At 33.9% G+C, this 21433-nt stretch carries 16 protein-coding genes; 6 read left to right on the forward strand and 10 right to left on the reverse strand.

The genetic code is table 11. The features are described 5' to 3' along the window. Window positions 1-246 precede the first annotated feature (246 nt). Window positions 247-507 carry a 50S ribosomal protein L27 gene (rpmA, locus tag EV143_RS08065; RefSeq protein ID WP_035685981.1) on the reverse strand — a complete coding sequence of 87 codons (261 nt, stop codon included), beginning with the start codon at window positions 505-507 and terminating at the stop codon, window positions 247-249. 24 nt (window positions 508-531) lie between these two features. Then, on the reverse strand, window positions 532-975 hold the full coding sequence (rplU, locus tag EV143_RS08070) for a 50S ribosomal protein L21 (protein ID WP_133507454.1): 444 nt from the start codon (window positions 973-975) through the stop codon (window positions 532-534). A gap of 275 nt (window positions 976-1250) precedes the next feature. Between rplU and EV143_RS08075 the strand changes: the two genes are divergently transcribed. Both EV143_RS08075 and EV143_RS08080 read left to right on the forward strand, forming a co-directional pair. Further along, window positions 1251-2573, forward strand: coding sequence for a M16 family metallopeptidase (locus tag EV143_RS08075; protein ID WP_133507455.1), 1323 nt, complete (start codon window positions 1251-1253; stop codon window positions 2571-2573). A 12-nt stretch (window positions 2574-2585) separates the two neighbouring features. Next, window positions 2586-4634 carry an insulinase family protein gene (locus tag EV143_RS08080; protein ID WP_243739818.1) on the forward strand — a complete coding sequence of 683 codons (2049 nt, stop codon included), beginning with the start codon at window positions 2586-2588 and terminating at the stop codon, window positions 4632-4634. Window positions 4635-4963: 329 nt separating this feature from the next. On the opposite strand, the gene EV143_RS08085 is transcribed toward EV143_RS08080, so the two are convergent. Then, window positions 4964-5830 (reverse strand): DMT family transporter, encoded by an 867-nt coding sequence (locus tag EV143_RS08085; protein WP_133507456.1) that lies wholly within the window; start codon window positions 5828-5830, stop codon window positions 4964-4966. Between the two features lie 104 nt (window positions 5831-5934). On the opposite strand from EV143_RS08085, the gene EV143_RS21950 reads away from it, so the two are divergent. Both EV143_RS21950 and EV143_RS21955 read left to right on the forward strand, forming a co-directional pair. Beyond that, on the forward strand, window positions 5935-6153 hold the full coding sequence (locus EV143_RS21950; protein WP_317128064.1) for a hypothetical protein: 219 nt from the start codon (window positions 5935-5937) through the stop codon (window positions 6151-6153). Continuing rightward, window positions 6114-6311 (forward strand): heavy-metal-associated domain-containing protein, encoded by a 198-nt coding sequence (locus EV143_RS21955; RefSeq protein ID WP_317128065.1) that lies wholly within the window; start codon window positions 6114-6116, stop codon window positions 6309-6311. Before EV143_RS21950 ends, EV143_RS21955 begins: the two co-directional genes overlap by 40 nt. Before the next feature lie 70 nt (window positions 6312-6381). Here EV143_RS21955 and gldD read toward each other — a convergent pair whose 3' ends face one another. Genes gldD through mutY form a run of 4 tightly spaced genes read right to left on the reverse strand, consistent with a single transcriptional unit; the run spans window position 6382 to window position 9789 of the window. Continuing rightward, window positions 6382-6942 carry a gliding motility lipoprotein GldD gene (gene gldD, locus EV143_RS08095; RefSeq protein WP_133507457.1) on the reverse strand — a complete coding sequence of 187 codons (561 nt, stop codon included), beginning with the start codon at window positions 6940-6942 and terminating at the stop codon, window positions 6382-6384. Between the two features lies 1 nt (window position 6943). Continuing rightward, the gene (locus tag EV143_RS08100) at window positions 6944-8239 is read right to left on the reverse strand and encodes a gliding motility-associated protein GldE (protein ID WP_133507458.1); all 1296 of its coding nucleotides are present in this window, start codon (window positions 8237-8239) and stop codon (window positions 6944-6946) included. Between the two features lie 23 nt (window positions 8240-8262). Beyond that, the gene (locus EV143_RS08105) at window positions 8263-8703 is read right to left on the reverse strand and encodes a single-stranded DNA-binding protein (RefSeq protein WP_133507459.1); all 441 of its coding nucleotides are present in this window, start codon (window positions 8701-8703) and stop codon (window positions 8263-8265) included. 39 nt (window positions 8704-8742) lie between these two features. Further along, window positions 8743-9789 (reverse strand): A/G-specific adenine glycosylase, encoded by a 1047-nt coding sequence (mutY, locus tag EV143_RS08110; RefSeq protein ID WP_133507460.1) that lies wholly within the window; start codon window positions 9787-9789, stop codon window positions 8743-8745. Between the two features lie 118 nt (window positions 9790-9907). Here mutY and EV143_RS08115 point away from each other — a divergent pair, with 118 nt between their 5' ends. Both EV143_RS08115 and EV143_RS08120 read left to right on the forward strand, forming a co-directional pair. Further along, window positions 9908-10222 carry an HU family DNA-binding protein gene (locus tag EV143_RS08115; RefSeq protein ID WP_262710974.1) on the forward strand — a complete coding sequence of 105 codons (315 nt, stop codon included), beginning with the start codon at window positions 9908-9910 and terminating at the stop codon, window positions 10220-10222. Between the two features lie 395 nt (window positions 10223-10617). Next, window positions 10618-12162 carry an Rne/Rng family ribonuclease gene (locus EV143_RS08120; protein WP_059114962.1) on the forward strand — a complete coding sequence of 515 codons (1545 nt, stop codon included), beginning with the start codon at window positions 10618-10620 and terminating at the stop codon, window positions 12160-12162. A 198-nt stretch (window positions 12163-12360) separates the two neighbouring features. Here the strand turns inward: EV143_RS08120 and pbpC are convergent, their stop codons facing one another. The 3 genes from pbpC to EV143_RS08135 all read right to left on the reverse strand — a co-directional run bounded on the left by pbpC (window position 12361) and on the right by EV143_RS08135 (window position 21280). Next, window positions 12361-14754: a penicillin-binding protein 1C gene (gene pbpC / locus EV143_RS08125; RefSeq protein ID WP_410503701.1), complete on the reverse strand. Its 2394-nt coding sequence runs from the start codon at window positions 14752-14754 to the stop codon at window positions 12361-12363. A 120-nt stretch (window positions 14755-14874) separates the two neighbouring features. Beyond that, window positions 14875-15465 (reverse strand): transposase, encoded by a 591-nt coding sequence (locus tag EV143_RS08130; RefSeq protein ID WP_133507461.1) that lies wholly within the window; start codon window positions 15463-15465, stop codon window positions 14875-14877. 142 nt (window positions 15466-15607) lie between these two features. Further along, window positions 15608-21280 carry an alpha-2-macroglobulin family protein gene (locus EV143_RS08135; RefSeq protein ID WP_133507462.1) on the reverse strand — a complete coding sequence of 1891 codons (5673 nt, stop codon included), beginning with the start codon at window positions 21278-21280 and terminating at the stop codon, window positions 15608-15610. Window positions 21281-21433 lie beyond the last annotated feature (153 nt).

Genomic DNA, 21433 nt, shown 5'->3' on the forward strand with positions numbered 1-21433 from the left:
CTTTGTCAAAGTTTAAAGCTTTGACAAAGGTTTTTTATTATCAAATTCTCACACAATCTTGTCATCCCGAGGAACGAGGGATCTCCGCAAGTAGCTCGACATCGCAGATAAACTTTGTGTTAGTTTCTTGCGTAGATCCCTCGTTCCTCGGGATGACAAAAAACACGAATGAATTTAAAGAAAGAAATATTTAAAACAAAAAACCCGTTCTTTTCAGAACGGGTTTTGTAATAAGTAATCTAATGATTATGCTTCGAATGGAAGAATAGATACATAAGATTTGTTATCTCTTTTCTTTTGGAACTTAACAACTCCCGCTACTCTTGCGTGTAGTGTGTGATCTTTACTGATGTAAACATTTTCACCTGGATTGTGTTTTGAACCTCTTTGTCTAACGATAATGTTTCCAGCAATAGCAGCTTGTCCTCCAAAAATCTTAACGCCTAAACGTTTTGATTCTGATTCTCTACCATTCTTCGAACTACCGACACCTTTCTTGTGAGCCATGACGTATGAGTTTAAATATTGTTATTATTCTTTAGTAGCTTCTTTTTTTGCTTTTGGAGCTGCTGCTTTTTTTGCTTTTGGAGCTGCTTCTACTTCAGTAGCTGGAGCATCTTCTGCTACAACTGCTTTTTTAGCTGCTGCTTTTTTAGTTCCGCCTGCTGCAGTAATACCTTCAATTACAATTTGAGTAAGATATTGTCTATGACCATTTCTCTTTTTGTATCCTTTTCTTCTTTTCTTTTTGAAAACGATAACTTTATCTCCTTTTAAGTGTTGTAACACTTTAGCTTCTACTGAAGCACCTTCTATAGCTGGGGCGCCTAAAGTTACGCTACCGTTATCGTCTAATAAAAGAACTTTGTCAAAAGAAATTTTTGAACCTTCTTCATTAGCCAAACGGTGAACATAAACCTTTAAGTCTTTGCTTACTTTAAATTGTTGCCCTGCTATCTCTACGATTGCATACATACCAAATTGATTTATTGATTTTTAAGGTTGCAAATATACAATTAAAAATTTACTGTGCAATCTCTTATTCTAAAAATATTTTCTTGTTCTTAAAGTCTGTTTTTCAGGGTATTTTGCCTCTTTCTTAAAACGATTTAGCTGTAAAACACTGTTAAAGTATTATCAAAACAAATATGAATCTTTAAATCATAATTAAAAAAAGGTATTTTTGATGTAACTATAATCAACTCTTGGCTACCTATTACTTATATAGGTAACAAAAATTATTAATCTTTATGAAAAACTCAATAATGATGTTAAGTGCTGCATTAATGCTTGGCGGAGTAGCTCATGCTCAAAAAGTAGCTTTTGAAGAATACAATTTAGACAACGGAATGCATGTTATTTTGCATAATGACCCTTCTGCTCCTGTTGTCATCACATCTGTAATGTATCATGTAGGCTCAAAAGACGAACGCCCCGACAGGACAGGTTTTGCACATTTTTTTGAACATTTATTATTTGAAGGAACTCAAAATATAAAACGTGGCGAATGGATGAAAATCGTTACAGCCAACGGCGGAGTAAATAATGCTAATACTTCTGATGACAGAACGTATTACTATGAAGTTTTTCCATCAAACAGCCTTGAATTGGGGCTATGGATGGAATCTGAACGATTGATGCATCCGATTATCAACAAAATTGGAGTTGAAACCCAAAATGAAGTTGTAAAAGAAGAAAAAAGAACGCGTTACGACAATCAGCCTTACGGAAATATTCTTCCGGAAGTGAAGAAAAACATGTTCAAAAATCATCCGTATCGCTGGACTACAATTGGTTCAATGAAAGATCTCGACGCTGCAACTCTTGAAGAATTTCAGGCTTTTAATAAAAAATTCTACACACCCAATAATGCTGTTTTAGTTGTTGCAGGTGATTTTGAAAAAACCAAAACCAAAGAATGGATTCAGAAATATTTTGGATCAATTCCGAAAGGTGAAGTCGTAAAAAAACAAACTTTTACAGAAGAACCAATTACACAAACGATTAAAGCGACTTACGAAGATCCGAATATTCAGATTCCGATGATTGTGGCTTCGTATAGAACTCCTTCAATGAAAACCAGAGATGCAAGAGTTTTAGATTTAATTTCTTCTTATTTAAGTGATGGAAAAAGCTCGAAATTGTACAAAAAAATAGTTGATGACAAAAAAATGGCACTTCAAATAGGCGCTGTAGGTTTTAGTCAGGAAGATTACGGAATGTACATTTTGTACGGCTTACCAATGGGACAATACACAACGAATGATATCTTAAAAGAAATGGACGAGGAAATTGTAAAAATCCAAACGGACTTGATTTCTGAAAAAGATTACGAAAAATTACAAAATAAATTCGACAATAATTTCGTCAACGCGAATGCAAGTGTTGAAGGAATTGCTGAAAATTTAGCTTCTTATTATTTACTTTATGGAGACGTAAATCTTATTAATACTGAAATCGACCTTTATCATTCTATTACAAGAGAAGAGATTAGAGAAGTTGCCAAAAAGTACTTAAACCCTAACCAGCGTTTAATTTTAGATTATATTCCTTCAAAGAAAGCTCAAAACTAAGAATATAGAATCATGAAAAAAATACACTCAGTTTTAATCCTTTTATTCCTTACCGGAATTATGCAAGCACAAGATCGTCCACAACCAAAACCAGGAAATTCACCCGTTGTCAATATCAAAAAGCCACAAACTTTTGTTTTGGCAAATGGCATGAAAGTTTTGGTAGTTGAAAATCATAAATTACCAAGAGTTAGTTTTAACCTTACGTTAGACAACGCTCCTTTTACGGAAGGAAACAAAAAAGGCGTTGATGAATTAACAAGTGCCTTAATTGGAAACGGCACTAAAAAAACCACCAAAGAAGCTTTCAATGAAGAAATTGACTTTTACGGGGCAAGTATAAACTTTACATCGCAAGGCGCTTATGCAAGTGCACTTTCAAAATATTCAGGGCGAGTTTTAGAACTTTTAGCGGAAGGTTCTTTACAGCCTAATTTTACTGAAGTAGAATTTGAAAAGGAAAAAGCAAAATTAATTGAAGGGCTTAAAGCCGATGAAAAAAGCGTTCCCGCCATTGCCAATCGTGTAGTTGATGTTTTGACTTTTGGAAAGAACCATCCTTCAGGCGAATATATTTCTGAAGAAACGGTAAAAAATGTAACACTGGAAGACGTTAAGGCAAATTATGCTGCTTATTTTGTTCCTGAAAATGCTTACTTGGTTATTATTGGCGATATTAAATTTAAAGAAACAAAAGCTGCCGTAGAGAAACTTTTTGGAGGTTGGAAAAAACAATCTGCTCCAAATAATACATATCCTAATCCGGAGAATGTTTCTAAACTTCAAATTGATTTTGTTGATGTTCCAAACGCAGTTCAATCTGAGATTTCTTTGGTAAATACGGTAAATTTAAAAATGAGCGATCCTGATTTTTTTCCGGCTGTAATTGCAAATCAAATATTGGGAGGCGATTTTAACAGTTACCTGAATATGAATTTACGCGAACAACACGCCTGGACGTATGGCGCAAGTTCTAACATTGGAAGCGGAAAATATGTAACAAAATTTAAAGCTTCGTCTGCCGTAAGAAACGCTGTGACAGATAGTGCTGTAACAGAATTTGTAAAAGAAATTAAACGAATCAGAACGGAGAAAGTTTCTGAAGATGTACTGAAAAACGTAAAAGCAGGTTATATTGGAAGATTTGTAATGCAGGTTGAAAAACCACAGGCTGTAGCACGTTATGCCTTAAACATCGAAACAGAAAAACTTCCAGCGGATTTTTATGAAAAATACATTCAAACTATAAATAATGTTTCAGTTGATGATATTTATCGCGTAGCTAACAAATATTTCTTGTTAGATAATATGAGAATCATAATTGCAGGAAAAGGTTCTGAAGTAATTGATGGTTTAGAAAAACTACAAATTCCGATTTTCTATTTTGATAAATACGGAAATCCTGTTGACAAACCTGTTTCTAAAAAAGAAACTCCGGCAGGAATTACAGCAAAAAGTGTTTTTGAAAACTACCTGAAAGCAATTGGCGGCGAAAAAGCAGTTTTGACTGTGAAAACGCTGGCAATGAACGGATCAACAACAATTCCACAAGCTCCTACTCCATTAACTTTTGTTTCAAAATTAGATTCAAAAGGAAAAATGATGGTTTCACTTTCTATGGGAAGTATGGCTTTGATGAAACAAGTCGTAAACGACAAAGGCGCTTATATCGAACAACAAGGCCAACGTAAAAACTTAGAAGGGAACGATTTAGCTGAAATGAAAGCGAATGCAGCTCCTTTTGAAGAATTACAATTAAGCAAAAGAACTGATTTAAAAGTTGAAGGAATAGAATCGATAAATGGTAACGATGCTTATTCTATAAAAGATGGCAAAACGATTTATTTTTATGATGTGAAATCAGGTTTAAAAGTTGCCGAAACTAAAATAAAAGAACAAAGCGGACAATCGACTACTCAAACTACTTATTTTAATGATTACAGAGAAGTAAAAGGTGTAAAAGTTCCTTTTAATCTGATACAAAATGCAGGTTTTGAATTAGATATTAAAATGTCTGACATTAAAATTAATGAAGGAGTTTCTGAGAAGGATTTTCTTTAGAAAGGTTCTGAGGTTCTAAGTTGCTGAGATGCTAAGGTTTTTCCAGGCTTTGTCAAAGTTTTACAACTTTGGCAAAGCTTTTTATTTACGCATTGTTTTTCAGGCTTAATCTGTGTCATTTCGACGGAGGAGACCCGAGCGATAGCGAACAGGCGAAGCAAATCACATCCAGAGAGCAACAATACGCAAATACAGTATGTGATTTCTCCTCCGTCGAAATGACACACTTTACGAGCTTAACTTTGTCTGGCTGAGCGAAGTCGAAGCCCTTTGCGCCCTTCGACTTCGCTCAGGGTGACACACTTTATGTTCTAAAAATCGATTTACGATTACTTTTTCGCCGATAAATAAACTCCAATCAAAATAACAAACGCTCCAAAGAACTGAACTTGCGTTAGCATTTCGTTATCTAGTAATCCCCAGAAAAAAGCGACTATCGGAATTAAATAGGTTACAGATGTGGCAAAAACAGGCGAAGACATTTGTATCAATTTAAAAAATAAAACATTCGCGATTCCGGTTCCTAAAACACCTAAAATCATTACAAACAAAAGTGAATGCTGCGTTGCTTCTAAATTTATTCTTTGCAGAAAATCTGTTGTGCTTAAAATAATTAATGCCGGAATAAGCAAAACTGCAAAATTCCCTGTTGTAATGCTTAACGAATTTAAATCGGATAAATATTTCTTGATTAAATTTACATTTATAGCATAACAAAGTGTTGCAATTACTACTAAAACAACATAATAGTAATTTTGTCCCGGATGATTTGATGCGCCGCTAAAAACCAGTAACAAACAACCAATCAATCCGATGAAAACGCCTAAAACCTGTCTTTTCTGAAATTGGATTCCAAAGAAGAGAATTCCTAAAACTAAAGTATTTAATGGCGTAAGTGAATTTAAAATAGCAACAATTGAACTATCGACCTCAGTTTCGGCAATAGCAAAAAAGAAAGCAGGAATAAAAGTTCCGAAAACAGAAGTTAAAGCAATAAATTTCCATTGACGTTTTGAGATTTTCTTCAAACTTGAAAACCCTACAATCAGCAAAAACAAGGCTGCAAAAATAATTCGGAGCGAACCAACCTGAATTGCTGTTAAGCCAACTAATCCTCTTTTAATTAAAATAAAAGAACTTCCCCAAATTAGTGAAAGTAGAAACAAATAAAACCACTTCAATTGCTTTGCATCCATAGAGAATATTTTAAGTGCAAATTTGTAATAATTTTACGAACTAACCTTTCGTTTTTTATTAATTTTGCAAACAACATAATAAACAATCTTAAAACACAGGTATAATGAAATTTACAAAAACCATAGCTTCTTTAACAATAGCAAGTTTAGTATTCGTAAGCTGCAAAAAAAATACAGTCGAAACTTTAACTCCAACAACTGCTGAAGCCAGTATTCCGAAACAACACAAACGAATTGCTGCTGAAAATGTACAAACTGCAAGTTTTACAATCGAAGGAATGACTTGCGCTGTTGGCTGTGCAAAACAATCGAACAGGAATTAACAGATCTTGAAGGAGTAGAAAAAGCTACTGTTGATTTTGACAAAAAAACAGCTACTGTGGTATTTGATAAAACGGTTCAAAATCCTGAAAAACTGACTAAAGTTGTTCAGGAAACCGGTGACGGAAAAACATATAAGGTTTCGAATATGAAATCGTAATCGAAATGATTTAGCATAAAAAAAGCGTTCATAATTAAATGAACGCTTTTTTTATGTTTTTATATTTTAACTATTTCCACTTCAACGTTTCCATAAGTCGTTGCATATCATTTTTAATGTAACTCGCAGCCGGCATAATCGAATCAAAATTAGGTTTAGCATAAAAATAAACTGAACCAGTTATAAAATGTTTTGTACTGTCTGTTACGTAAAATTGCGAGTTTGTTGCGGCGTTTCCATCAACTTGATAAAACATTCCGTAAACCTTTTTTTGCGGGTTTAAATAGGGCTGTTCTAATATATCATCTGCTTTAATAACATGCTCATAGGTTAATTTTTGAGCATCTTTAAGTAACTTTTCAATGTCATTATTTACAGGTTTATAAGTCAGGTAAATAGTGGCTTTCATTTTTGGATAGGTAATAGCAAAACCACAATTTTTTTCAGCTTTAATAGTTGCCGCTTCATTCATTTCAAAAGTAAAAGGACAATTGTTTTCAAACTGAGCGTAGGTGGCTTCCGGATAATCTAAACGTAAAAAACCTGACGGTTTAGGCAAGACATCATCTTTACAACTTACAATAGTTAGGGTTAATAAAATTGTCGCTACTAAAATTAGTTTTTTAAGCATTTTATTCTAATGTTACTTTTATTTGTTTTATACGCTTTTTATCGACTGTTTCAATTGTAAACACACAATTTTCAAACGCTATTTTTTGATCTTTTTTAGGGAAATTCCCCAAAACCTCCAAAATAAAACCGGCTAATGTTTCGGCTTCACCTTTATGAGATTCAAATACATCTTCATTTACATCTACAATTCTGTAGAAATCTTTCAAATTAATTTTTCCTTCAAAAAGAAAGTTTTTTTCATCTATTTGGGAGTAGTTTAAATTTTCATCATCAAACTCATCACTAATATCTCCCACAATTTCTTCAATAACGTCTTCTAAAGAAACCAAACCTGATGTTCCGCCATATTCATCTACAACTATCGCTAAATGGCTTTTAAGACTCTGAAAATCCTTCAATAAATTGTCTAATTTTTTATTCTCCGGCACAAAAAATGGTTCTCTGATCAAAGATGTCCAATCGAATTCTTTTTTATCAATATGTGGCAATAAATCTTTAACAAACAAAACGCCTTCGATCTGATCTATATTATCACGATAAACCGGAATTCTTGAAAATCCTTTGTCGATTATTTTAGGATAAATTCCGGCAAATGATTCTGATATTTCTAATGCAAAAATATCGATCCTCGGACTCATAACCTGCTTTGTATCTGTATTTCCGAATGAAACAATTCCTTCTAATATTTTTTGTTCTTCGCTCGATGTCCCTTCAGAATCTGTAAGTTCCAACGCTTGCGAAAGTTGATTTATTGAGAAATTATTTTTTTGCTTGCCTAATTTATTATGCAAATATAACGTAACGCTACGCATAGGCAAACTTATTGGCGATAGTAAATTATCTAAAAACGCAATGGGATACGCAACCCATTTGGCAAATTTTGTATTGTTTCGACTGGCGTAAACTTTAGGCAATACTTCTCCAAATAACAAAATAAGAAACGTTACCAAGGTAACTTCTAAAATAAATTTGAATGCCGGAGAACTTACAGCCGCAAAAATATTTCGACCTATAAAAGAGAACAAAATAACAACGCCGATATTTAAAAAATTGTTAGCTACTAATAATGTGGCTAAAAGTTTTTTGGGTTTATCTAAGAGATTGGAAATGATTTTTCCTTTTGAATTATTTTCTTGTAATGTGTCGTCGATATCTTTTTGGGATAAAGAAAAAAGAGCAACTTCGGCACCTGAAACGATTGCCGATAAGAAAAGTAAAATAAATATTCCGACAAAACCAACAATTAAATTGGTGTCTAAATTAGAAGAGAAAAATAAACTGGGCTCCGGGTCCAAATCAAAAAGGATTAATTAAACAATCAAAAAGGCAAATCATTTATAGGTAAGCCTTCATTACTCGCGTCAAAGTTAGTGTTTTTTGCGGATTCTGCTTCGTGATTTTGCTTATGATGCGCGGTTTCTTTTTTGGTAGTCAAGAAAGTAAACTCCGTAACCTGAATTTCTGTAGTATATTTTGTAATTCCGTCTTCGGCTTGCCATTGACGCGATTTTATACGACCTTCAACATAAATTTTATCCCCTTTAGAGAGATATTTTTCGCAAATTTCAGCGGCTTTATTACGCACAACTAAATTATGCCATTCTGTTGATGTTATTTTTTCGTTGGTCGTTTTATTAATATAAACCTCGTTTGTAGCTAATTGAAATCGCCCGATGCAGTTTCCCCCATCAAAATAATGCATCTTCACATCATCTCCTAAATGGCCAATTAACATTACCTTATTTAAAGTTCCGTTCATGATTTGTTTTTGTCGTATTTATCCCAAAGATACATTTTTTTAGCAATTTAATTCTTGCTTTTCAATAAAATTATAAATTGCAATTGGAAAAGGAAAAGTTTTTAAATTACTGGTAATCAAACCATTTTCAATTATTTCTTTAATTTTAACCCTCCAGAATTGTATGTGAAGATGTTGATGCGAAAGCTTATGAATTACAGTTGCTTCGCTGCATTCTTCTATACTTAATATAGAATAGGACGGAAAAATATCATTTTGAACTGCATTTGAAACAAAATCAAAATCGACTATTCTATCTGTTTCCAGAAGAGGAAATTCGTATAAATTATGCCAAATGCCTTTTGCTGTTCTTTTTTGAATTAAAGTATTCCCCAAAGCATCTTCTAAAATTAAATAATTAAAAAATCGATTGGTTACCTTTAGTTTTTTAGATTTAACAGGCAAAACATCTACTTTCTTTTTTTGAAGTGCCACGCAACTATCGTTAAAAACACAAATAGAACAATTAGGGCTTTTAGGAACGCATTGCAAAGCGCCAAATTCCATTATCGCCTGATTAAAGATGGCGGGATTATCTTTTGGCATTAATTCATAAGCCAGTGCTGTAAATTCTTTTTTGGTAGCCGGCAATGTAATATCTGATTCGATTCCGAAATAACGTGAAAGCACCCGAAATACATTTCCATCCACCACAGGAACCGCTTCATTATAAGAAAAAGAAGCAATTGCGGCAGCTGTATATTCACCAACACCTTTTAATTGAAGTAATTCTTTATAATTAGGAGGAAAAACTCCATTAAGCTCATTTGCGACATATTGAGCCGTTTTATGCAAATTTCTGGCGCGCGAATAATACCCTAAACCCTGCCAAAGTTTTAAAACTTGTTCTTCTGAGGCATTTGCCAAATCGAATACAGTAGGAAATTCCTTTGTAAAAGCAAAAAAATAAGGCATTCCCTGTGCAACTCTTGTTTGCTGCAACATAATTTCTGATAGCCAAATAAGGTACGGATTGACTGTATTTCGCCACGGCAAATCACGCTTGTTTTGTAAATAACAATTTACCAATATGTTATGAAAATCCATAGAAAATTTCTTAGAAAACAAAAGTAAATGTTTATGTAATTAAAATTTAACGAATTAGCTTGATTAATTATTTTTTTAATTCCTATATTTGCAAACTCAAAAAAATAGTACATCATTTATAAAAAATAAAATAGGAAAGAAAATGACGAAAGCAGATATCGTAGCGAAAATTTCAGAGAAATTAGGTCTTGAAAAAGGAGATGTTCAAGCAACAGTTGAAACTTTTATGGAAGAAGTTAAAACTTCATTGGAAACTGGAGACAATGTTTACCTAAGAGGTTTTGGAAGTTTCATCGTAAAAACCAGAGCTGAAAAAACAGGAAGAAACATTTCTAAAAACACCACAATCAAAATTCCTGCACACAACATTCCTGCTTTTAAACCTGCAAAAGTATTTGTAGAAGGAGTTAAAACGAATAACGAAGCAAAATAATACTATTAATTAATTATAAAATCGACACGATATGCCAAGTGGTAAAAAAAGAAAGAGACATAAGGTAGCTACTCACAAAAGAAAGAAAAGAGCGAGAGCTAACCGTCACAAAAAGAAAAAGTAGTTTTAAACTACTTTTTTCTTTTTAAAAGTTCATTGAAATTGAAAAAAGATGAAAGAGTAAAAAAAATAGAATATAGACTTAAAGTCTATTCTCTTTGTTCTACCCTCTATTAATCTTCTTTTCCCCGGGTTCAATACCTGTTAAAAAATATTGTTTAATCCATCTGTAGATAAGATTTTAGATTTTGGATTTTAGATTTTAGATTTTTTTTGAATCTATAGTCTTTCCTCTATAATTCTATTTTCTGAAAAAACAGATAAAAATTTACAGTGTGAATAAAGAATTAATCATTAGATCTAGTTCTGAAGCCGTAGATTTTGCCTTATTAAAAGATGGAAAACTAATTGAATTACACAAGGAAGAAGAGAAAAGCAACTTTCAGGTTGGTGATATTTTTATTGCCAAAATCAGAAAACCAGTTGCCGGACTTAATGCTGCTTTTGTAAATGTGGGCTTCGAAAAAGATGCCTTTTTACATTATCACGATTTAGGACCTAACTTAGCTTCTCAACTGAAATTCATAAAACTTGTAAGCGCAGGTAAAATAAAAGATTTCTCCCTAAAAACCTTTCAGTTTGAAAAAGAGATTGACAAAGATGGCATCATTACTGATATTTTAAGTGCCAATCAATCTGTTTTAGTTCAAGTTGTAAAAGAACCTATATCTACCAAAGGTCCAAGGATAAGCGCTGAGCTTTCATTGGCAGGAAGATTTATTGTTCTCGTTCCGTTTTCTGACCGCGTTTCTATTTCTCAAAAAATAGAAGACAAAAAGGAAAAGGATCGTCTAAAAAAACTTGTTCTATCGATCAAACCTAAAGGATTTGGTGTTATTGTTCGCACAGTAGCCGAAGGCAAAAACGTAGCCGAATTAGAAAAAGATTTGCAGAACCTGCTTGGCAGATGGACTGCAATGTGTAAAAAATTACCAACTGCTCATCATCCATCAAAAGTATTAGGAGAACTTAACAGAGCTTCCTCGATACTTAGAGATGTTTTTAATGATACCTTTAGTGGTATTCAAATAGATGATGAAGAGTTGTTCCACCAAACGAAGGAATATCTGCAAGAAATTGCACCTTCAAAACAATCGATTGTTAAGTTTTATCAATCAAATGACACTCCAATTTTCGAGAAATACAATATAGAGAGACAAATCAAAACTTCATTTGGAAGAACGGTTTCTATGAGCAAAGGCGCATATCTTATTATTGAACACACTGAAGCTCTTCACGTTATAGACGTAAATAGTGGAAATCGTTCGAATAAGGCGACTAATCAGGAAGATACCGCCATGGAAGTAAATATGATTGCTGCCGCTGAAATTGCCAGACAACTTCGTTTGCGTGATATGGGCGGAATAATCGTAGTTGATTTTATCGATATGTCTAATCCTGAAAACAGGAAGGTCTTGTTCGACTTCTTGCGAGAAGAAATGAGCGACGATAAAGCAAAACATAAAATCTTACCGCCTAGTAAATTTGGCTTGGTTCAAATTACCAGACAACGTGTAAGACCAGAAGTTAATATTAAAACTAGAGAAGAAGATCCAAACAATGAACATGGCGAAATTGAAGCGCCAATTTTAATCATTGACAGAATCAACTCTGATTTAGAAAGAATTTTAAAAATCCACAAAAGTGTTGTGCTTAATGTACATCCGTTTGTGGCTGCATACCTCAGTAAAGGTTTTCCATCATTACGTTCAAAATGGTTTTTTGAACATAAGAAATGGGTGAAAATCATACCTCGTGACGCTTACACGTACTTAGAATACCATTTCTATGATAAAAAAGGAAATGTTATTTCAGAATAAAACAAAAACCGCCTCTCGAAAGATTGGCGGTTTTTTTATGGGTCATTGCGAGAAACGAAGCAATCTCATTTCTATTTTCGATTTTGGATTTTTTTTTAGAAGCAATTTCCAGCTATCCGTTCCAATCTTTTGGTCCGCCGCGGCGAACAAAAGGATTTCCACTTCTATCTGGGCTAGGCAATCGTTTTCATAAGAAATTTATTCTCTAATAATTTCTACTTTCCTTCTTATTTCATTTCCAAATTCATCAACTACAGTAATATAATGAAAGCCGGCACTCATTACAATTGGCTTTTCATGAAAGACTTTTGTTTCTCCTTTATACACATTATCAACATACCAAAACAGTTTTTTTTCTCTTTGTGAATAAGCAACTTTAAAAATAACGGGTTGAATCTCACTATTAAAATTTTTAGTCAGATAGATTGTGCTGTTTGCTTTCGGATAGATAAAATCCATAGCCGGTGTTTGTGTACCTGCGCAATTTTCTCTAAATGGAGGCAATGGCAAATATTCTATGTGTTTGCCTTTATAATACCAAGCCATAACGGGAGGCAGAACAAACCAGTTTTTCACAATCATATTTTCTACATTTTCGCAACTGCTATTGACCTGAAATTGCTCTGTTTGATCTAAATGTACCGTTTTATGATACGGACAAATTGCGGTTGTTTTTCCTTTTTTTGTTACCCATTGTTTTATTTTAGGACAACCTTCTTTTGCTAAATATCCGCTTAATTTGCAAACTTCGACCTCATCCAAATCCTTATAAGGTGTTTGAAACCATCTTTGTCTTGGCAATAAATTAAAAACATCAAACAAAATTGGTGCAGCACTGGTTACGCCTGTCAAGGTTGGTCTTCCTTCTCCGGTGGCATTTCCGACCCAGATTCCAACTACATATCTGGAATTTGTACCTATAGCCCAAGCATCACGATTACCAAAACTGGTTCCCGTTTTCCAGGCAATTTTTAGTGAACTGTCATAAAATTTCCACGCTTCATCGCCTTCCGGCCTGTTTACTTCTTCCATGGCGTTATAGGTTAACCAAATAGAACCTGCACCTAAAATATTCTTCTGGTCACTTTCGTCTCCAAAATCAGGTTTAAAATCATTTTCATAATTCAGTTCTGTGAATTCTTTTGTTCTGTATTTTCCGTTGCTTTTACCAAAATAATTTACTGTCGAAGATAAATTGGCATACGTTCGGCATAAATCCCACAAATTACTTTCGGCTCCACCCAAAATAAGCGACAATCCGTAATGATCCGGTGATTTAGAAACGTCTCTTAATTCAAACTTTTGCAATTCTTCATAAAATTTGTTCACGCCAAAATCCTGCAACATCAAAACTGCGGGAATATTCAATGATCGCGACAAAGCCCGATGCGCGGGTACGGCTCCATCAAAAGTTAAATTAAAATTCTGTGGTGTATAGCCTGCAATTTGTGTTGGAACATCTGCAACTAAAGTATTCGGCAAAAGTTCCCCATCATCAAGCATTGCGGCATATAGTAAAGGTTTTAAGATGCTTCCGGTGCTTCGCGGTGCGTCAATAATATCAACATCTTTTTGATGATCTTTATCGGTTGGCGAATTCCCAACATAACTCATTACATTCCTGTTAGAAACATCAATAACCAAAATAGCCAGATTGTTAACTTCATTTTGCTTGTATTGATTGTAATAATATTTCGCAATTTGATTGACCCTGTTTTGTAAAGCAAAATCAACGGTAGTTTTTACTCTCGTTCCTTCCTGATTTTGAGCTACGCGTTGCAACAAATGAGGCGCAATTTGAGGTAAATTATACGGTTTTTGCGGCAATGGTTCGTCGATCGAAAGTTCATACGTTTGCTGATCAATTATTCCTTCCTGATTTAATTTCAACAAAAGTCTGTTCCGTTTTTCTAATAATTTAATCTGATTTTTTCCGGGATAAATTAAACTGGGAGCATTTGGTAAAACTGCCAAAGTAGCACTTTCTGCCCATGATAACTGGCTTGATTTTAAACCGAAATAACGCCATGCAGCCATTTCAAGTCCAACAACATTTCCGCCAAAAGGTGCATGAGCGGCGTATAAATCTAAAATCTCATCTTTAGAATATCCTAATTCTAATCGTGTGGCGAGAATAATTTCAATGAATTTTTCAAAATAAGTTCTTCCCTTTCCTTTTCGGGATAATCGAATAACTTGCTGTGTTAAGGTGCTTCCGCCACGAACTACTTTTCCAGCTTTTCGGTTTTGCTTAATAGCATTGACCATTGCAACTGGGTTAAATCCGGGGTGTTTATAAAAGTATTCGTCTTCAAAATAAACAATGCACTTTTTGAATTTATCGGGAACACTGTCTTGAGCAGGAAAACGCCATTGTCCGTCGCGGGCAATTTTTGCTCCTAATAATTCACCTTCTTTACTTTCAATAACGGTAGAATAGGGTTCCTGAAATAAAGTTCGTGGCAACGAGAAATAATAAATCAGCAAAAGCAAAAATGCAATTGCTGATTTTATTTTATTCTGTTTAATCCAGTTTATAATGCGTTTAGAGAACGCTTTTAATTTATTACTAAACTTTATATTCAAATTTATTTATTTGTTTGATATCCTAACAGGTTTTGAAACCTGTTAGGTATGATTTAGATTATTTTTTATATTCTAGTCTAATATTAAATACCTAACAGATTTTGGAAAACTGTTAGGAATGGAAAACTATTCGTCCATCATATTAACATCATTTATTACTCCTTCGTAAATTACTCTTCTTTCATCATGACAAAACTTGAAATTTTCTACATCTTCAAATAAATTAAGTATAAAACTCCTATCTATACTTGTTGGCTTATTTGAAATATAAGATCGATAAGACGAATGCAGATATGATTCAAATTGCCTAACAAAATTATGTTTAACAGGATTCAAATGAACATATAAAATTAACTGCTTTAAATATTCTTCATTTTCTATTCTGTTTCTCTGCAAATGCTCCTGAAACAAACTTCCTGTTCGGCTATAAGCTTTATTAATACTTTTGGAGTAAGAATTAAATAAATTGGAAAATGGCAAATGAATTTTTCCTTTAAATTTTTCCGGCATTTCGTTTTTATTCTTAATCCTTAAAACAATATGAAAATGGTTTTTAAGTAGGCAATAAGCATAAATATCAGCTATTGGCAAAATATATTGCTTCACCTTTTTAAGAAAATAGTTGTAATTTTTCTCTTCTATAAAAATATTCTCTTTGTTATTTCCTCTATTATAAATATGGTAATATTGTCCCTCTTCAAAAAAATCCTTCTTCATTACAATCTGTCAATTTTTATTATCCTAACAGGTTTTGAAAAACTGTTAGGTGTTTTTTTTAAAATTTAATACTATTTATATATTATGAATTAATTTGGAATACCTAACAGGTTTTGGAAACCTGTTAGGATACTACGTACTTTTACTTCACCACCTCAACCCAAAACCCTTTTGTTCTGGCTAAAAATGTATTATCATACATCGCTTCGCATTGTAATCCAGGCAAATAATAAGTTCCTAGATAAGATGCATTCAGCAAAATTCTAAATACTTTGGTTTCGCTGGCTTTTAATCCGAAATAGAAATTAGTTCTGTCATCGCGGATATCGATATAATCTGCAATGTTGTTTGTTGCGTCTCCATAATCCGTGAAACGCGTATTTACAATTTCGAATCCAGACGGAAGAATTTGTGACAATGCTACATTTTCTACACGTTCATTTCTTTGATTTCTAACGGTAACTTCAGCTACAAACTCAGTTCCTTGTGTAATTCTCGAAACATCGATCATTGCGCCTTTACGGTTTTTGAAAATTATTGAAGCGGAAGCATCATTTTGAACTACATTTTCCTGACCAATTGGTAAAATTCCTGTATTTAATACACGAACATAAACTGTGTTTTTTCTATTATTTTTTAATGTAATGCTGTTCGATCCTGTTTTAACTACTAAACTTCTGTCAGCAACTGTTTTTGATGTTTTTACAGTTTGAGATTTTCCATCTTTGCTGAATTGAATATCAATTCCTTTAGCGCCATTGTTTGCGGCAAATTTAGACATTGCATATAAACAATAAGCTGTTGTTTGTGTGCTCATCCATTGATCGCTAGCCATATTTTTAGCTAATTTTATAGCCATTGCAAATGCTTTTTGTTTTTGACCCAATAATAACATTGTCTCTAAAGCCATTGCTCTGTTTCTGGAACTTGAACCATAATAATAGTAATTATAATTGCTTGTTTCATCCTCAATTTTACTATGTAAAAACAAATTTAAGCCTGCAGATTTTTGTCCGGCCAAAACGTAAGCGGCAGCCAATCTTAAATTACTTTCGTTAGAAATTCCTTTTGTTTCACGCAATCTGTTCATCGAAGACAAATCAGCAGAACCTGCTAAAGCTAATGTATATAATCGGTAAGCCTGTGCTAAATCATTTCCGTAACGAGGCTCAAAACGCCATTGTTTTGCTTCTTTTTGTTGGTACGACAGCCATTTCGATTTAAAATTAATTGGCAAAACATATCCTTTTTTCTCTGCTGCGATCATAAAATGTCCGGCATAAGAACTTCCCCAATCATCTGCAATTGAATTTCCCTGCCAGTACGAAAGTCCACCATTTGGCAATTGAAAACTTCCCAATTTGGTGATTCCCGCCATCACATTTTTTTGAATAAGCTGCAAGCGTACGTTATCAATATCGGCAACATCATTTAAAAATAACTGAGGAAATACAGCAGATGTTGTTTGCTCCACACAACCATGCGGATATTGAATCAGAAACTGTAATCTTCCGTTTAGATTAATGGTTGGCATTGACGAAACTTCCAGTTTTGCCTTATTGCTTCCTGAAACTCCAAAGGTTTTCCAGCTGATAGTTTTAGAACTGTTCGGCTCCAGAATAACATCAGTAAAAGTATTTGTTACCGGATTCGGATTAGTCATATCAATCTCAACATCATAAGTAGATTTCTCATTTCCGGATGTAGCGATAATTTGTACTTTGGCTATGCCGGTTAGACTACCAACTGCCAGATTAAAATTAACTATTTTTTCATCTGGCTGCGTAAAGTTTACTTTTTGCGCCGCACTTCCAATTACTTTTAATCCGTTGCTGGTTTTAATTTGAACGGTTACATTTTTGATGTTTTTTTCCATTGCAAAAACCGTAACAGGAATCGTTACTTTTTCTGATGGAGAAATTTTTCTTGGCAACGAAGCTAATACCATCAACGGACTACGAACGGGAGTTGCTTTTTCTACACTTCCGTAGGCACTTGTTGCTGCATCTCCAGCCACGACCATTGTTCGTACTGAACCTATGTATTTTGGTAATTTGATCTGATGCGTTTTGGTTTGTCCTTTTTCTAATTTAAATGGTCCAAGAAAAACAACAACCGGTTTAAAACGATTGGCTTTTTTGGTTTTTCCACCGCCTAAATCCTGGTCTCCACCAATACTAAAAATCTGATTGACTTTTCCACCATACGCGCCAATTACATCATCATAAACATCCCAGGTTTTTACGCCCAAAGCTTCACGCACATAAAAACTGTCCCATGCATTTGGTGTTTTGAAACGTGTTAAATCCAACAAACCTTCATCGACAATCGCAATGGTATAGGTCATTTCTTTTCCTGATTGTTCACTCACTTTTAGAGGAAACGTTTGTTCTGGTTTTAAAACATCCGGCATTGCAATTTTAGGTGCAAGAATGGTATTTTTATCCACAACTTCAATCGGAACAATTCCGTACATTCTTATTGGCGAATCGTTTTTGGTTGATGCATGTGGTTGCAAGAGCGTAATATTAAAATACACATTTGGAGCCATCGCTGCTGTAATCGGAACTTCAACTTTCGTTTCTCCTTTTTTTGTTTCAACCCAAAGTGTTTGTACTACTTTTGATCCGTTTTCTACAGAAACCAAAGCACGTCCGCCTTCACTCGAAGGGAAAGATATTTGGGCTTTTTCTCCAACTGCGTAATTCTTTTTATCGGTAGAAAAAACAAGCATATTGGCTGTAGAAGCATCTGTGTTTCTGGTTTTTCCGGACCAGATTGGCCAGTCAATATTTACCGTTAATGCCGTTGCATGTCCGCCAACTTCATCAGAAACACGAATCATGTAACGTCCCCATTCTTCATCTGTTAAAGCAAACTGAAAACTTCCTTTTCCGCTTGAATCTGTGTTAACTTTAAATGTTTTATAAGAAGTCGTTGCATCTGATGAATTATAATTTGATAAATTATCGCTTGATGCATCCCACCACCAACGCCATTCTACTTTATACACTTTTACTTCAAGATTTTTAACTGATTTTGGTCTTCCATTTTCATCAACCGTAACAATATCAAATCTATTAGCTGTTCTTGTTTCGAGCATTCCGTATTTTGTTGGTTCCGGTGACTTTACTCCCACATAAGTATTGTACGGAGAATAGGTTGTCGAAATAACATCCATACTAAAATCTCCGCCTTCTTCATATACTTTGGTTACAAAAGAGGCTTTTAACATTCCCGGAGCCTGACCTTGTAATTTCGGATCAATATTTACTGAAGCTCTTCCATTGGCATCAAGTTTTCCGGAGAAAATATTAATTTCTTCGGTACTAAACTGGCGCACTAAATCATCAAAAACATATTTATCATAGTTTTTAAAAGTGGTACTTTGCTGCGAAAATTTCGCCTGCATTTCTACATTCAAATTCTTGGCAATTGCGCCATGAAGCCAGGCCACTTCCAGATTTGATGTATTAGCATGTGACGAAGATAATATTGGGTTTTTAAAACTATTCTTGATCTTTAAACGATTTGGTTTTATCGTTTCGATTTTTATACTCTTATAATATTTTGCGCCGCCCACGCTTACCATTGCTTCCCAACTTCCGGTTGGCGCATCTGGATCTGTAGGAACTATAAAAGCATAATGATTTAAGTCATTAGTTTTTTGAACAGTTTGATAGGTAACTTTTCCGTTTGGATCTGTTAATCTGAATTTTATCGGATGTGACTGTGGTAACTTATTTGCTGCATCATTCAAAATAAAAGACAAATACAAATTATCTCCGGGACGCCAAACGCCACGTTCTCCATAAATAAATCCTTTTAATCCTTTTTGAAGTGTTTCTCCCGACACATCAAAATTACTTACCGATAGTGAATTTCCGTCATCAAGTTTTACATAAGTCGATTGATCTCCTAAGGTTACAATAGCAAAATAGGCGAACTTATCTAATTGAAAAGTCGCAATTCCTTCGCTGCTCGTTGTTCCTGTTGTGAGTTTTTGTTGTTGGAAACTGTATAAATCTACTCTTGCGTTAGAAACCGGTTCTGTTGTAAGAATATTATTTACAGCAAAGAAATACGATTTATTTTCGCCTCTTTTGGCAATTACACCTAAATCTGAAGCCAGAATATTGGTTCCGATTTTAGCATTGTAATAATAAGAACCTGTACACGGATCCTGACTTTCTCTCCATTCGTAATCATCGTAATAATAGTCATCATAAGAGTTTCCGCTGTAGTTTACATCGTTTTCATCTACTTCTTCCTCTTCGGTTTCAGTTTCGGTTTCAGAAGATTCGCATTTGTATAATGAATAGGCTTTTTTATATGAGAACTCGACTCTGTAAATTGCTCCTGGCTCGGGCGATATTATTTTAGATAAATCCAAAGCAAAAGTGTTCCATTTACTTGGGTTTATTAAGGTGCTTTCTTTTAAATTCAATGTTGTTTTCGCGACGGGCTGCGAAACGCGTTTTAGATTTTGAGTTCCGTTTAATTGATTATTTTGAAGAAACTGTAAAATGTTATTTTTATAAATTTTATACACTTTTACATCGACAGAACTTAAATTTACAGCTTCAAAATTCAGTTTTAAATTACTTGAACTTGGTAAAATTGTTCCGTTTTTTATAAAGCGAACATTTGGTTTTATTTGGTCAAATGATATTTTTTCAGAATAATTATTCTTCATTTCGTTACCATACTGACTTTCAATTCCCTGAAAAACTTCCAATAATAATTCGCCTGAAACTAGTGCTTGTTCCGGTTCAGGCTCCACTACAACCTCTTCTACAATAGGCTCAGCAACGGCAGCAGTATCTACTGCTACGCTTGCAGAATCGACTACTGTACTCGTAGAATCAACAACGGCAACTACTTCTACTTCATGTACAACTTCTGCAACCGGTTTTTGATTGCTGAAATAGACTTTCAGGATATTTCCCTGAGTCGAAAATTTTAGATTATTGGTGTTTTGTATGGCAACTAAACCTTTAAAATCCTGACCCTTTTCTAAGGGTTCAGAAAAATTAATTAAAACGGATTGATTGTTTTCGTCGGGAACCTCAACTTTTACAATTTTGAAATCGTTTACAGCTGTAATCGGAAAATCCATTTTTCCTTTCTGGTCGATATCAAAATCATTCCCATCGTAAGCAATTTCCAGATTACTTGCGGCATCGAAACGCTTAATATTATCAATTATAAATTTAAATTCTTTTCCTGAATTTGATGTTTTCTCAAATTTGATGTTGACTTGATTTCCGTTTTGAGAAGCCGAAACCAATTTCGTAGCGGTTTCTAAATCAATATCATCTGCTGTTTTTAAGACACAATTAAGGTATTGATATTCTTTGCTTCGCGATTGAATATCAAGTGTGTTTACAGTAAAATCCTGTTTGATGGTTTTAACGGTAAAATTAAATTCAGAAAGATCTTTTTTATCGTCTTCTGTTTTTTTAGGAAGTGTGATTAGCTTGTCTAAATGCAGCGTAACCTGATATTCAGTTCCTGGTTTCAGTTTTTTTTCCGGAATAAATGCGATTGTATTACTTGAAAGCGCAACCACCTTTCCGTGGACACTTGGTGAAATATCGAATAAATCATCGTCCAGAACTTCATTAACTTTCCACTCTTTTTTATCAAAAGCTAAAACTACACGAATGTCCGACTGTGCTGAGACAATTCCGCCTGTAAAACTAGTTATATACTCTTTGAATAATGAAAAATCAGAATTAAAATCTGATTTTCTGCCACAGGCCTGAAAAATAAAAAACACAAAAAATACGTAAACTAATCCTCTTACTTTCACTTTGATATCGGGTTAATGGTTACAAATACAAACTATAAATTAAAGAACATGACATTTAACGGTCTAAAACCATAACCTATGAAATGACAAATATATTACAGTAAATGTATATTATTTTTTGAAATGTTTTGGCAGGAAAATTCAGTAAACAGA

Origin of the sequence: Flavobacterium chryseum, from assembly GCF_004362015.1 — a bacterium.
GTDB lineage: Bacteria > Bacteroidota > Bacteroidia > Flavobacteriales > Flavobacteriaceae > Flavobacterium.